The organism is Streptomyces sp. SCSIO 30461 (assembly GCF_037023745.1).
Classification (GTDB): domain Bacteria; phylum Actinomycetota; class Actinomycetes; order Streptomycetales; family Streptomycetaceae; genus Streptomyces.
Genome location: NZ_CP146101.1, coordinates 1,835,223 through 1,848,019, shown reverse-complemented (window position 1 = coordinate 1,848,019; position 12,797 = coordinate 1,835,223). Strand labels below are relative to the sequence as shown.

11 protein-coding genes and 1 pseudogene are annotated in these 12,797 nt (G+C 69.6%); 6 read left to right on the top strand and 6 right to left on the bottom strand.

Annotated elements, in window-relative coordinates; translation table 11 throughout:
* The first annotated feature begins 110 nt into the window (after positions 1 to 110).
* The 4 genes from gcvT to V1460_RS08365 all read left to right on the top strand — a co-directional run bounded on the left by gcvT (position 111) and on the right by V1460_RS08365 (position 4,486).
* Positions 111 to 1,226 carry a glycine cleavage system aminomethyltransferase GcvT gene (gene gcvT / locus V1460_RS08380; protein ID WP_338673072.1) on the top strand — a complete coding sequence of 372 codons (1,116 nt, stop codon included), beginning with the start codon at positions 111 to 113 and terminating at the stop codon, positions 1,224 to 1,226.
* A 76-nt stretch (positions 1,227 to 1,302) separates the two neighbouring features.
* The gene (gene gcvH / locus V1460_RS08375) at positions 1,303 to 1,677 is read left to right on the top strand and encodes a glycine cleavage system protein GcvH (protein WP_338673071.1); all 375 of its coding nucleotides are present in this window, start codon (positions 1,303 to 1,305) and stop codon (positions 1,675 to 1,677) included.
* A gap of 43 nt (positions 1,678 to 1,720) precedes the next feature.
* Complete coding sequence (glyA, locus tag V1460_RS08370; RefSeq protein WP_338673069.1) at positions 1,721 to 2,980, top strand: serine hydroxymethyltransferase; 1,260 nt, start codon at positions 1,721 to 1,723, stop codon at positions 2,978 to 2,980.
* A 138-nt stretch (positions 2,981 to 3,118) separates the two neighbouring features.
* Complete coding sequence (locus V1460_RS08365; RefSeq protein WP_338673067.1) at positions 3,119 to 4,486, top strand: L-serine ammonia-lyase; 1,368 nt, start codon at positions 3,119 to 3,121, stop codon at positions 4,484 to 4,486.
* A gap of 140 nt (positions 4,487 to 4,626) precedes the next feature.
* On the opposite strand, the gene V1460_RS08360 is transcribed toward V1460_RS08365, so the two are convergent.
* Positions 4,627 to 6,324, bottom strand: coding sequence for a TlrC/CarA/OleB/SrmB family ABC-F type ribosomal protection protein (locus V1460_RS08360; protein ID WP_338673066.1), 1,698 nt, complete (start codon positions 6,322 to 6,324; stop codon positions 4,627 to 4,629).
* A 340-nt stretch (positions 6,325 to 6,664) separates the two neighbouring features.
* Between V1460_RS08360 and V1460_RS08355 the strand changes: the two are divergent.
* Positions 6,665 to 6,957, top strand: a pseudogene (locus tag V1460_RS08355) (hypothetical protein); the annotation flags it as partial.
* 76 nt (positions 6,958 to 7,033) lie between these two features.
* Here V1460_RS08355 and V1460_RS08350 read toward each other — a convergent pair.
* Positions 7,034 to 7,249 (bottom strand): EF-hand domain-containing protein, encoded by a 216-nt coding sequence (locus V1460_RS08350; protein WP_338673065.1) that lies wholly within the window; start codon positions 7,247 to 7,249, stop codon positions 7,034 to 7,036.
* 112 nt (positions 7,250 to 7,361) lie between these two features.
* Here V1460_RS08350 and V1460_RS08345 point away from each other — a divergent pair, with 112 nt between their 5' ends.
* The gene (locus V1460_RS08345; RefSeq protein WP_338673064.1) at positions 7,362 to 8,006 is read left to right on the top strand and encodes a GNAT family N-acetyltransferase; all 645 of its coding nucleotides are present in this window, start codon (positions 7,362 to 7,364) and stop codon (positions 8,004 to 8,006) included.
* 330 nt (positions 8,007 to 8,336) lie between these two features.
* Here the strand turns inward: V1460_RS08345 and V1460_RS08340 are convergent, their stop codons facing one another.
* From V1460_RS08340 to V1460_RS08325, 4 genes are all read right to left on the bottom strand, one after another.
* Positions 8,337 to 8,840: an ATP-binding protein gene (locus V1460_RS08340; protein WP_338673063.1), complete on the bottom strand. Its 504-nt coding sequence runs from the start codon at positions 8,838 to 8,840 to the stop codon at positions 8,337 to 8,339.
* Between the two features lie 282 nt (positions 8,841 to 9,122).
* Positions 9,123 to 9,890 (bottom strand): enoyl-CoA hydratase-related protein, encoded by a 768-nt coding sequence (locus tag V1460_RS08335; protein WP_338673062.1) that lies wholly within the window; start codon positions 9,888 to 9,890, stop codon positions 9,123 to 9,125.
* 86 nt (positions 9,891 to 9,976) lie between these two features.
* Positions 9,977 to 11,233: an Ig-like domain-containing protein gene (locus V1460_RS08330; RefSeq protein ID WP_338673061.1), complete on the bottom strand. Its 1,257-nt coding sequence runs from the start codon at positions 11,231 to 11,233 to the stop codon at positions 9,977 to 9,979.
* Between the two features lie 300 nt (positions 11,234 to 11,533).
* Positions 11,534 to 12,757: an Ig-like domain-containing protein gene (locus V1460_RS08325; RefSeq protein ID WP_338677973.1), complete on the bottom strand. Its 1,224-nt coding sequence runs from the start codon at positions 12,755 to 12,757 to the stop codon at positions 11,534 to 11,536.
* Between the last annotated feature and the right edge of the window lie 40 nt (positions 12,758 to 12,797).

The following is a 12,797-nucleotide window of genomic DNA, read 5'->3' as shown; positions in this document are numbered from 1 at the left end:
AGTCTTGCCCCGCCTGTACGCCGTGTACACCGGGCCATGACGAACCTCTCAGGTTTCATGACAGATGGGGAGGATCGTCCTCGCCAGTCATGCCCTGGGAGTCCTATCCAATGAGCACCACCCCCCGTCTCACCGCCCTCGACGCGCTGCACCGCTCGCTGGGCGCGACCATGACCGACTTCGCGGGCTGGGACATGCCCCTGCGGTACGGCAGTGAGCGCGACGAACACAACGCCGTACGTACCAAGGCCGGTCTCTTCGACCTTTCCCACATGGGCGAGATCACGGTGACCGGACCGCAGGCCGCCGCCCTTCTGGACTACGCGCTGGTCGGCAACATCGGTGGGGTCGGGGTCGGCCGGGCGCGGTACACGATGATCTGCCAGGAGGACGGCGGGATCCTCGACGACCTGATCGTCTACCGGCTGGGCGACCAGGAGTACATGGTCGTCGCCAACGCCTCCAACGCGCAGATCGTGCTGGACGCCCTGACCGCGCGCGCCGACGGCTTCGACGCGGCCGTGCGGGACGACCGCGAGGCCTACGCGCTGATCGCGGTGCAGGGCCCGGAGTCCCCCGGCATCCTGAAGTCGCTCACGGACGCGGACCTCGACGGTCTCAAGTACTACGCGGGCCTGCCCGGCACCGTCGCCGGGATCCCCGCGCTGATCGCCCGTACCGGCTACACCGGCGAGGACGGCTTCGAGCTCTTCGTGGAGCCGCAGCACGCCGAGAAGCTGTGGCAGGCGCTGACCGAGGCGGGCGCGCCCGCCGGTCTCGTGCCCTGCGGCCTGTCCTGTCGCGACACGCTGCGCCTGGAGGCCGGCATGCCGCTGTACGGACATGAGCTGACCACCTCGCTCACCCCGTTCGACGCGGGTCTCGGCCGGGTCGTGAAGTTCGAGAAGGAGGGCGACTTCGTAGGCCGGACCGCGCTGGAGGCCGCCGCAGAGCGCGCCGCCGCCAACCCGCCGCGCAAGCTGGTCGGCCTGGTCGCCGACGGCCGCCGGGTGCCGCGCGCCGGAATGCCGGTGGTCGTGGACGGCGGGGTCGTGGGCGAGGTCACCTCCGGCGCCCCCTCCCCCACCCTGGGCAAGCCGATCGCCATGGCCTACGTGGACGCCGCGCACGCCGCGCCGGGCAGCACGGGTGTGGGCGTCGACATCCGCGGTACCCATGAGCCGTACGAGGTCGTCGCGCTCCCCTTCTACAAGCGCCAGAAGTAGCCCCTTGCTGCCTCTCCGGCAGCCTGTCAGCAGCCCCCGTCAGCAGCACTTCCCCGCGTACAGGAGAATTCAGGCCATGAGCAACCCCCAGCAGCTGCGCTACAGCAAGGAGCACGAGTGGCTGTCGGCCGCCGAGGACGGCGTGTCGACGGTCGGCATCACGGAGCACGCGGCGAACGCCCTGGGCGACGTCGTCTATGTGCAGCTCCCCGAGGTCGGTGACACGGTGACCGCGGGCGAGACCTGCGGCGAGCTGGAGTCGACCAAGTCGGTCAGCGACCTGTACTCCCCGGTGTCCGGTGAGGTCACCGAGGTCAACGACGACGTCGTGAGCGACCCGTCTCTCGTCAACACCGCTCCGTTCGAGGGCGGCTGGCTGTTCAAGGTGCGCGTCGCGGACGAGCCGGCCGACCTGCTCTCCGCCGACGAGTACACCGAGTTCGCCAGCTGACCCACGGCCACCGGCCACAGCCCCAGCCACAAGGGATCGCGTGATGTCGCTTCTGAACACCCCCCTGCACGAGCTCGACCCGGACGTCGCCGCCGCCGTCGACGCCGAGCTCCACCGCCAGCAGTCCACCCTGGAGATGATCGCCTCGGAGAACTTCGCTCCGGTCGCGGTCATGGAGGCCCAGGGCTCCGTCCTGACCAACAAGTACGCCGAGGGCTACCCGGGCCGCCGCTACTACGGCGGCTGCGAGCACGTCGACGTGGTCGAGCAGATCGCCATCGACCGCATCAAGGCGCTGTTCGGCGCCGAGCACGCCAACGTGCAGCCGCACTCGGGTGCCCAGGCCAACGCGGCGGCGATGTTCGCGCTGCTCAAGCCGGGCGACACGATCATGGGCCTGAACCTCGCGCACGGCGGGCACCTGACCCATGGCATGAAGATCAACTTCTCCGGCAAGCTCTACAACGTGGTCGCCTACCATGTGGACGACGCCACCGGCCAGGTCGACATGGCCGAGGTCGAGCGGCTCGCCAAGGAGTCCAAGCCCAAGTTGATCGTGGCCGGCTGGTCGGCGTACCCCCGCCGGCTGGACTTCGCCGCCTTCCGCCGGATCGCGGACGAGGTCGGCGCGTACCTGATGGTCGACATGGCCCACTTCGCGGGCCTGGTCGCCGCGGGCCTGCACCCCAACCCGGTGCCGCACGCGCATGTCGTGACCACGACCACGCACAAGACGCTGGGCGGTCCGCGCGGCGGTGTGATCCTGTGCACCTCCGAGCTGGCCAAGAAGATCAACTCCGCGGTCTTCCCGGGTCAGCAGGGCGGTCCGCTGGAACATGTCATCGCGGCCAAGGCGGTCTCCTTCAAGGTCGCGGCCTCCGAGGACTTCAAGGAGCGCCAGCAGCGCACGCTGGATGGCGCGCGGATCCTCGCCGAGCGCCTGGTGCAGGCCGATGTGACAGAGGTCGGCGTCTCCGTCCTGTCCGGCGGCACGGACGTGCACCTGGTCCTGGTCGACCTGCGGAACTCCGAGCTCGACGGCCAGCAGGCCGAGGACCGCCTCCACGAGGTCGGCATCACGGTCAACCGGAACGCAATCCCGAACGACCCCCGCCCGCCGATGGTCACCTCGGGTCTGCGGATCGGCACCCCGGCCCTCGCGACCCGCGGCTTCCAGGCCGAGGACTTCCGCGAGGTGGCTGACATCATCGCGGAGACGCTGAAGCCGAGCTACGACGCGAAGTCGCTGGGCGCACGAGTGACGGCACTCGCCGAGAAGCACCCGCTTTACCCTGGGCTGTAGCAGCCGGGAACGAACAACTGAACGGGGCATCGCACGCACTTTCGGTGAATGCGATGCCCCGTACCACGCACCCCACGTTTGTCTTTCTGCACGACCCTGGCAGACAACGGCGTCTACCACCCCCGCAAGGAGTACCCCGTGGCCATCTCGGTCTTCGACCTGTTCTCGATCGGCATAGGCCCGTCCAGCTCCCATACGGTCGGCCCGATGCGGGCGGCGTCCCTGTTCGCCCGCCGGCTGAAGAACGAGGGCCTGCTGGCCCACACCACCCGGGTCCGCGGCGAGCTGTACGGCTCGCTCGGCGCGACCGGCCACGGCCACGGCACCCCGAAGGCCGTCCTGCTCGGACTGGAGGGCGAGTCGCCCCGCAGCGTCGACGTGGAAACGGCCGACGAGCGGGTGGAGCAGATCAAGAGCGCCAAGCGGCTCAACCTGCTCGCCGCACACGTGATCGACTTCGATTTCGACGAGGACCTGGTCCTGCACCGCCGCAAGGCCCTCCCGTACCACGCGAACGGTATGACCCTGTGGGCTTACGACACCGAGGGCGCCACGCTGCTGGAGAAGACCTACTACTCGGTCGGCGGCGGCTTCGTCGTGGACGAGGACGCGGTCGGCGAGGACCGGATCAAGCTGGACGACACCGTGCTGAAGTTCCCCTTCCGCACCGGTGACGAGCTGCTGCGGCTGTCCCGTGAAACGGGTCTGTCGATCTCCTCGCTGATGCTGGAGAACGAGAAGGCATGGCGCAGCGAGGACGAGATCCGCGAGGGCCTGCTGGACATCTGGCGGGTCATGCAGGCCTGCGTCTCGCGCGGAATGTCCCGCGAGGGCATCCTGCCCGGCGGCCTCAAGGTCCGCCGCCGCGCCGCCACCACCGCCCGCAAGCTGCGCTCGGAGGGCGACCCGCAGGCCTTGTCCATGGAGTGGATCACGCTCTACGCGATGGCCGTGAACGAGGAGAACGCGGCCGGCGGCCGGGTCGTGACCGCCCCGACCAACGGCGCCGCCGGCATCATCCCGGCAGTCCTGCACTACTACATGAACTTCATCCCCGGCGCGGACGAGGAGGGCGTGGTCCGCTTCCTGCTCGCGGCGGGCGCCATCGGCATGCTCTTCAAGGAGAACGCCTCCATCTCCGGTGCCGAGGTCGGCTGCCAAGGCGAGGTCGGCTCCGCCTGCTCCATGGCCGCCGGAGCGCTCGCCGAGGTCCTGGGCGGTTCCCCCGAGCAGGTGGAGAACGCCGCGGAGATCGGCATGGAGCACAACTTGGGCCTGACCTGCGACCCGGTGGGCGGTCTGGTCCAGATCCCGTGCATCGAGCGCAACGGCATGGCCGCGGTGAAGGCCGTCACGGCGGCTCGGATGGCGATGCGCGGCGACGGCAGCCACAAGGTCTCGCTGGACAAGGTCATCAAGACCATGAAGGACACCGGCGCTGACATGTCCGTGAAGTACAAGGAGACGGCCCGGGGCGGGCTCGCGGTGAACATCATCGAGTGCTGAGGGCTCCGGGTCCCTGCCTTCAGGCTCCCGTCCCGCACCGCGTCAGTCACACCGGCGGCCTGCCAGCCGAGCGCCTCATGACCGTCGGCCTGGTACGCGTGCCCGGCCGGGGCAGGGGGCGCATACCAGGCCACCCTCGTTCACCCGCCACCGGTCGGGCGCGAGGGAGGGACGGCGACGGCCCCCGCGCACAGGGCCAGACGCGTTCCGGAGAACCGGGAGCGCATCCGGCGGTCATGGGTCACCATGACCAGGGCGCCCTGGTAACAGGCCAGGGCCTCTTCCAGTTCCTCCACCAGCGCGGGCGACAGGTGGTTGGTGGGCTCGTCCAGCAGGAGCAGATCGACCGGTTCGGTCACCAGCCGGGCGAGCTCGATGCGCCGCCGCTGCCCGTACGACAGCTCCCCGACCCTCAGCCGCAGGGCGTCCGGCTCGAACAAGCCGAGTGACAGCAGCCGGTCGGCGTGTTCGTCGCGGTCTCCTGGGCGCCCCTGGGCGAACGCACCGAGCACGGTCACGCCAGGCGCCCATGGGGTTTCCTCCTGGCGCAGGTGTCCGACCCGTCCGGGGACGGCGACAGTGCCCGCGTCGGGCTGAAGCTCACCGGCGAGCACCCGCAGCAGGGTGCTCTTCCCCGCGCCGTTCGGGCCGGTGACGAGAAGCCGTTCGGCGGACCGGACGCTCAGTTCGGGCATGCTGAGGCGTCCGTGGACCACGAGACCCTCCAGCGACACTGCCGGTTCGGCGCCCTGGCCGCTGTCCGCCGTGGTGAGGCGCGGGGTGAAGGCCAGCGGGGTCGGCGGGGGCGCCACCGGGTCGGCGGTGAGGCGCTCCACACGTTCCTTGGCGTTGCGAATGCGGCTCATGGCGCCGTGTGCGCGCCCGCGTGCCCGGAAGGCGGAGGCACCGAAGATGGCCTTCTCCATCTTCCGCGGAATGGTGCCGAGTTGAGCGGCGTGGTTCTGGGCGAGCTTGCGGTTGCGCTCCAACTCCTCACGCCATTCGTCGTATTGGATCTGGCGGCGGCGGCGATCGGCGGCCTTGGCGGCCAGGTAGCCCGCGTAGCCGTCGCCGTGCCGGGAGACCTTCCCCTGGTCGATCTCCAGGACGGTGGTGGTGAGCCGTTCGAGGAAGACGCGGTCGTGGGTGACCGCGACGACGGTGCCGCGGTGGCCCCGCAGGTGCTCTTCGAGCCAGCCGACGGCCTGATCGTCGAGGTCGTTGGTGGGTTCGTCGAGCAGGAGGAGTTCGGGCTGGGAAGCAAGGGTGGCCGCGAGCGCGAGACGGGAGCGTTCTCCGCCGGAGAGGGTCCCGAGCCTCCGCTCACGACGGAGCGAGGGCAGACCCAGTCCGTACAGGGCTGCCTCGACGCGGACGTCGGCGCCGTAACCGTCGCGCGCCTCGTACTGCTCGGTCAGCCGCGCGTACTCGGCGAGGGCTTCTCCGAGGGCGGTGTCGGAGGTGATGTCGGCGAGCCCGGCTTCGGCCCGGCGCATGGCGGTCTCAAGCGAGCGCAGTTCGGCGAGCGCCAGGTCGACGGCGTCCTGGACGGTGGCCTCGGGCGGCAGAGCCAGGGTCTGCGCCAGATGGCCGACGCCGCCGGGCGCGACCACGGTCACCTCACCGGTGTCGGGCTGCTCCTCACCGGTGAGGAGCCGCAGCAGGGTCGACTTTCCTGCTCCGTTGTCGCCGACGACACCGGCCTTCTCACCGGGAGCGAGGGAGAAGGAGACCTGGTCGAGCACGGTGCGCTCGTCGTAGCGCTTGGTGACACCGTGCAGCGAGAGCTGGGAGACGGAGAAGGAGGAAGGAGTGGGAGAGCAAATGGGCGCAGTCATGCGAAACCCTGTTCTCGGCCGTGCCGATTGACGGAATCGGGTGCACGGAACGCCACGACGGCGGAGTCGAGCTCTACGCGGTCGGGCGGGGGGATTTCACAGAGTTCCCATGTGGACGACGGTAGGGAACTACCCTCACACACGGCAACACCTTTTCGGGGTACTGGCGGAAAACACGTGCCTGTGCACCGGGTCGACCGGCCCGGGGCACACTCTTCGTCCGTCCGTCAGATCTCCGCGTGCGGCGATTCGCCGCCGTCGTCCCGGTAGCCACTGTGCGCGCTGGTGTCGACCGTGAAGTTTGTTCCCACCGAAGCCGCCAAGCTCCGGGGCGCGGCCGAGGGAGCGCAATCTGCTGGGCCGCACCATGTGGGAGTTCCCTGGCGGCCGGACCGGTGGCAACCGGTATCCGGTGCTCGGCCTCGGCGTCGCGGGGCGGGCCGCCGACCTCGCCGTACCGCGCGGCAGCGAGGAGGAGCTGATCGCGTTCGGCCCGCTGCTGTCCGACGACGGCACCGTCTGGCTGGGCACCACGGCTCTGGTCCGGACCCGGACCGGGCACGTGCCGTCCTGATGCCGGACCGGTACGCGGACACAGAGGTCCACGACTGGGAGTTCGGCGGGCGGCGCTGAACCGGCCGACCGCGAGCATCGCGACCCCCGGCAGGCACCGGGGGCCGCACCATGGTCACCGTGCCGCCGGGGCGCGTCAGTTCTTGTCGAGCGAGGCCCAGAACTCGTCGAAGGTCAGCAGGCCGTCGCCGTCGCCGTCCTTCGAATTGATGACGGCCTCGGCGACGGTCTCCGTGACGTGGAAGTCGCCCAGCTGAGCCATCACGCTCTTGTACTCGGCGGCCGAGATCAGCCCGTCGCCATTGATGTCGTAACGGTCGAAGGCCTTGCGCGCCGACTCGATGTCCGCCACTGGTCCACCCCTTCTTGGTGCCTTACTGATGGATGCAGGGTATCCGCGTGGCCGCGGACCGTCTCCGGGGGGCGGCTGGGACCACCCGCCCCGGTGGGGGGATCATGAGGGTATGAGCGATGCGCTGGCGAGGATCCTGGCGGCGGCCGAGAACGGTGAGTTCCCACCGCCGGACGGGACGACCACGGTGGTGCCGCAACCCAACCGGCGGGACGCGGGTGTGCTGGCGTTCACCGCGCACTCGGTCGTGTTCACCGACGAGGATCCGGAGTGGGTACGGGCCACCCTCGCGGCGGTCTCCGGCGATCCGCTCGCGGCGAGCATGAACCCCGGCTTCCTGGGCTCCCTGATGGCACGGACGAACCGGTCGATGAACACCATCGACCTCCTCACGGTCGCCCCGTCACGTCCGGGGCCGCCCGAGCTCCCGCTCCGCGAGATCGAGGACCCGGACCACACCCGGGTGGCCGGGGCGCTCCAGCACCGGGACGACGTGCGGGTGTGGGCCGCCGACGGAGGCGTGCTGGTCATCGGCCGCGGGGTGGCCGGGCGCTGGGAGGCGGCGATCGAGGTGGATCTGGAGGCCCGCGGGGCCGGGCTCGGGGCACGACTCGCGGACGCGGCCAGGCATCTGATCCCGGACGGCGAGCACGTCTGGGCCCAGCAGTCCCCCGGGAACGCGCGCAGTGTGCGGACCTTCCAGCTCGCGGGGTTCCGGCCGGTCGGCTCGGAGGCACTGCTCCTTCCGAGCGGATGAGGATTCATCCACACCGACCATCGAATCAATGAATCACTCAGGAAGTCCTGCATTTGTTCATTGTTTGCAAGGAAGGTGGCCGATTTCACCATGGATTCATTTAACAATTGTCCGTAAATGCCCAATGTGAATAGCTAGAGGTGTTTGGTGGTGCGGCAGACGTCTGCCATAGTCGGTGGCACGACCTCCCATTGACCCGGGCCGGGTCGCCTCCAGCGGTCGTGGACCACACCCCTCCTGTCCGCGACCGCACGCGTGAAGCCCCCGAAGCGCCGCACCACGGCGACAGGGGGCTTTCGCGCGTCATCAGACGCCCCCAGGCGCACGGTATCAGCGGTCGGACACCCGCATCTCGAACCAGGTCGTCTTGCCGCGCGGCAGCAGATCGACCCCCCAGCGGGTGGACAGCTTGTCCACGAGGGTCAGACCGCGGCCACTGGTGTCCAGATCACGCACCGGCAGCAGACACGGCAGACCCCGCGAGGGATCCCGCACCTCCACCCTGATCCTGCCGGGCCGACGCAGCAGGCGCAGCCCGAAGGCCCGGGCTCCGGTGTGCTGGACCGCGTTGCCGACGAGTTCGGAGACGAGCAGGATCACGTCCTCGGCGATTCCAGGGGACAACGCCCACTGGCGCAGCAGCACGTGCTGGGTCAACCGGCGGGCGATCGCGGCCGATTCCGGGAGGGACGGCAACTCCACCTCGCCGTCGGCCGGGTTGCCGAACGACTCCAGGGCCCTGACGACCCGCGTATCGTCGGCCAACGGCCTCCATCGCTCGGCGGTCGCACCGCCGCGCTGCCGTGGTTGCTCCACACCATCCAGCCCCGCCATGGCCCCCATGATGGCCGCTCGACAGTCGACCCGGGGCCGTTCCCGTGGAATCCACCCCCCGGGGGGCCGGGGCCCCGGGGGGTGGATACCGCATATGCCAGGGGCAGAGATACCTGCCATGACCCCCTGACCAGCCCTGACGCGCCACACACGAATGATCGCGAGGCGCTTCGGGGGTCGGCACTCCGGAACTCCCTTAAGGTTCCCTTAAGCCGGAAATCCCGACTGCAACCTGCCGCAACCCCGGCACCCTCGTGCGTACTCGCGGGTAATCGGCCGTGGTCAGAGGAACTTGGCCTTGCCCGGACCCTCCTCGACGAAGCTGCGCATCCCGCGTTCGCGGTCCTCGGTCGCAAACAGCCCGGCGAACCAGTTCCGCTCGATCGCGAGACCCGTGTCGATGTCCGTCTCCAGGCCCGCGTCCACGGACTCCTTGGCCGCGCGGAGCGCCAGAGCCGGACCCTGGGCCAGCTTGACCGCCCAGGCGTGTGCCTGCTCGTAGACCTCGGCGGCCGGTACGACACGGTCCACCAGGCCGATGGCCAGCGCCTCGTCGGCCTTCACATGGCGGCCGGTGAAGATGAGGTCCTTGGCCTTGGAGGGCCCGACCAGCCGGGCAAGCCGCTGGGTGCCGCCGGCGCCCGGGATCAGCCCGAGCAGGATCTCCGGCTGACCCAGCTTCGCGTTGTCGGCGGCGATCCGGTAGTCCGCACACAGCGCCAACTCGCAGCCACCGCCCAGGGCGTAGCCGGTGACCGCCGCGACCACGGGCTTGGGGATACGGGCGACGGCGGTGAACGCGTCCTGGAGGCCCTTGGACCGCTTCACCATCGCCGCGTGGTCCATCAGCTGCATCTCCTTGATGTCCGCGCCCGCCGCGAACACCTTCTCGCCGCCGTAGAGGATCACGGTCCGGACGTCGTCGCGTTCCGTCGCCTCTGCGGCGAGTTCGCGCAGCCGGTCCTGGGTGGCGACGTCCAGGGCGTTCATCGGGGGACGCTCGAGGCGGATGGTGCCGACGCCTTCGGAGACTTCGAGATTGACTGTCATACGGGGAGGTTAGCCCCCGTTAACGCGGACCGACCCGGTGCCGTCCGTCACAGCACCGGGTCCGCGTCAGCGCAGTTGCCGTGGGACTACTCGACCCACTCGTCCCAGGGCATGTTCCAGCCGTTGAGCCCGTTGCTCGGGGCTATCTGCTTGTCCTTGGAGTTCTTCACGATGACCACGTCGCCGATGATCGAGTTCTCGTACATCCAGGCCGCGGGCGCCTTCTCGTCCCAGCCGCCCCGCACATCGCGCAGTCCGACGCAGCCGTGACTGACGTTGGCCGAGCCGAATGTGCCGGGAGAGGCCCAGTAGTTGCCGTGCATGAAAGTGCCCGAGTCCGACAGGCGCATCGCGTGCGGCACGTCCTTGATGTCGTACTCGCCGCCGAAGCCGACGGTGGCGCCGTTCATCCGGGTCACCTTGTACTTCTCGCTGATGACCATCTGCCCGTTGTACGTCGTCGTGGACGGAGCGCCCGCGGTGATCGGGACGTTCTTGAGGAGCTTGCCGTCCCGTACGACCTCCATGGTGTACGCGCTCGCGTCCACGGTGGAGATCTGGCTGCGGCCGATGGTGAAGGTCACCGTCTTCGACTGCTTGCCGTACACGCCGGGCCGGCCCTCGACACCGTTCAGGTTGAGCTTGACCGTCACCTTGGTGCCCGGTGTCCAGTACTTCTCGGGGCGGAAGTCCAGCCGGTCGTTGCCGAACCAGTGGCCCTCGATCGGCACCGACGGCTCGGCGGTCACCTCGATGGCGTTCTCGACGGCCTCGGGATCGGTGATACCGCGGCTGAAGTCGATCCGGACAGGCATCCCGACGCCGACGGTGGAACCGTCCTCGGGGCTGTACCGGCCGATGAAGGTGTTCTTGGGCACCAGGGTGGTGAAGGTGGTGTCCTTGGCCGACTCGCGACCCTCGGAGTCCTTGGCGACCGCGTGCACCTTGTACGTGGTGGCGGCGGCGAGGTGGGCGAGCGGCTGCCAGGCGGCACCGTCCGCGCTGAGCTTGCCCTCGATCGCGTTGCCCTTGTCGTCCTTGACGCTGACGGCGGTCAGCTTGCCCTGCTCGGCGGTCACCTTCAGGGCCCCGCTGGTGGCCACGTCGTCGGCACCGTCCTTGGGCGCGATGGTGACCACCGCCTGCGATGCGGCGGTGTCGGCCTTACCGGCGCCGTCCTTGTCGCCGCCCTTGTCGACACCGCTCCCGCCGGATCCCCCGCCTCCGCATGCCGTCACCAGCAGCAGCAACGCGCCCAGCAGCAGGGCGAGCACACCCGTGCCCGCGCGCCCGCCCCTGCCGTATGCCACGGCCGATGCCCCCGATATCGGCTGCCCGTTCACGATCGGTCTTCTCCCCTCGCACGGCCTGGCCCCGCCACGGCCCGTGGAGTCCGGCCCCAGCCGGACTGCTACCCCCGCGCGCGGCCTGCGCGCACCTGGCGATAGATAATCACACCGCGAGCCATGGGAACTCCCCCACGGATGTCACCGTTCAGTCCCAAGATGTCCAGGACCGGCGCGGGTCATGCGAGACGGCGAGGATTCGCCAGGGGCGCGGGAAGCGGCCGGTGCCGGTCGGTGGGGGCCGATGACGGCGCCGGGCCGGCCGGGAGTGGCGTGGCATGACGGCGGCCGACTCGATCAACCGAGTGCCGAACCGGCCTTCCAGTCCGCCCAGTCCATGTTCCAGCCGCTCAGCCCGTTCCAGGGATCGACCTGCCGGTCGGGAGAGTTGACCACCTCGATCACGTCCCCGACGAGGGTCCGGTCGAAGAACCAGCCCGCCGGGCTGCTCTGGCTGCCGCCCTTCTCGTCCCGCAGCCCCACACAGCCGTGGCTGGTGTTGGCCGAGCCGAACACCGAGGGATGGGCCCAGTAGTTCCCGTGCAGGAAGGTGCCCGATGTGGTGAGCCGCATCGCGTGCGGTACGTCCTTGATGTCGTATTCGCTCTTGCCGGTCTCGTTGCGGAAGCCGACCGTCGCACCATCCATGCGGGTGACATCGAACATCTCGCTGACGACCATCTTGCCGTTGTACGTCGTGGTGTCCCGCGCCCCTGCCGTCACCGGCAGGGTCGCCAGCAGCCGCTCCCCGCGGCGTACCTCCATCGTGTGGTTGCGGACGTCGACGGTGGAGATCTGCGAACGGCCCACGGTGAAGGTGGTGGTCTTGTGCTGGATGCCGTACACGTCCGGCGCACCCTCGACGTCGCGGAGCCGCAGATCGATGCTCACCTTCGTGCCCGGCTGCCAGTACTCACGGGGGCGGAAGTCGAGGCGCTGCGAGTCGAACCAGCGGCCGACGATCTCCACCGGCGGATGTGCCGAGACCCGGATGGCACGTTGGACCGCCGCGCGCTCCTTGATCTTCTGGTTGAAGACGAACGAGACGATCATTCCGGTGCCCACGGTCGAACGGTTCTCGGGGTTGAAGTAGCCGATGAAGCGGTGTTCGGGCACCAGGGTGGTGAAGGTGGCGTTGCGGGCGGCGCGGCGGCCGTGGGCGTCCAGCGCCACGGCGTCCACCCGGTACTGGGCTGCGAGGGCGAGCCGGGTGCCGGCACGGGGCCGCCAGCGCAGCCCGTCCTCGGAGATCGAGCCGGGCACGTCGATGGCCTGGGCGTCCTCGGTCCGGGTCACCTTGACCCGCTCCAGCCGTCCGCTGGACAGCTTCACTTCGAGTTTGCTGTCCGCCGCCACGTCCTTGGCGCCGTCGTCGGGGGTGATCCTGATGGTGTCGGCCGGGGGGCGCGGTTTGCCGCCGGCGTCGGCCGGGGGTCTCGGGGTGCAGCCGATGGGTGCGGCCAGCAGTCCGGTCCATACAAGGACGACGGCCAGCACGGTCCTCGTCCGTCGCCTCGCCATGCCGCACACAGGGCTCACCTGGTCGTTCACCTGCTCATAC

Coding starts and splice junctions, on each gene's coding strand:
- V1460_RS08345 (WP_338673064.1), top strand. CDS start 7,362: ATGAGCGATGCGCTGGCGAGGATCCTGGCGGCGGCCGAGAACGGTGAG.
- V1460_RS08340 (WP_338673063.1), bottom strand. CDS start 8,840: ATGGCGGGGCTGGATGGTGTGGAGCAACCACGGCAGCGCGGCGGTGCG.
- gcvT (WP_338673072.1), top strand. CDS start 111: ATGAGCACCACCCCCCGTCTCACCGCCCTCGACGCGCTGCACCGCTCG.
- V1460_RS08325 (WP_338677973.1), bottom strand. CDS start 12,757: ATGGCGAGGCGACGGACGAGGACCGTGCTGGCCGTCGTCCTTGTATGG.
- glyA (WP_338673069.1), top strand. CDS start 1,721: ATGTCGCTTCTGAACACCCCCCTGCACGAGCTCGACCCGGACGTCGCC.
- V1460_RS08335 (WP_338673062.1), bottom strand. CDS start 9,890: ATGACAGTCAATCTCGAAGTCTCCGAAGGCGTCGGCACCATCCGCCTC.
- gcvH (WP_338673071.1), top strand. CDS start 1,303: ATGAGCAACCCCCAGCAGCTGCGCTACAGCAAGGAGCACGAGTGGCTG.
- V1460_RS08360 (WP_338673066.1), bottom strand. CDS start 6,324: ATGACTGCGCCCATTTGCTCTCCCACTCCTTCCTCCTTCTCCGTCTCC.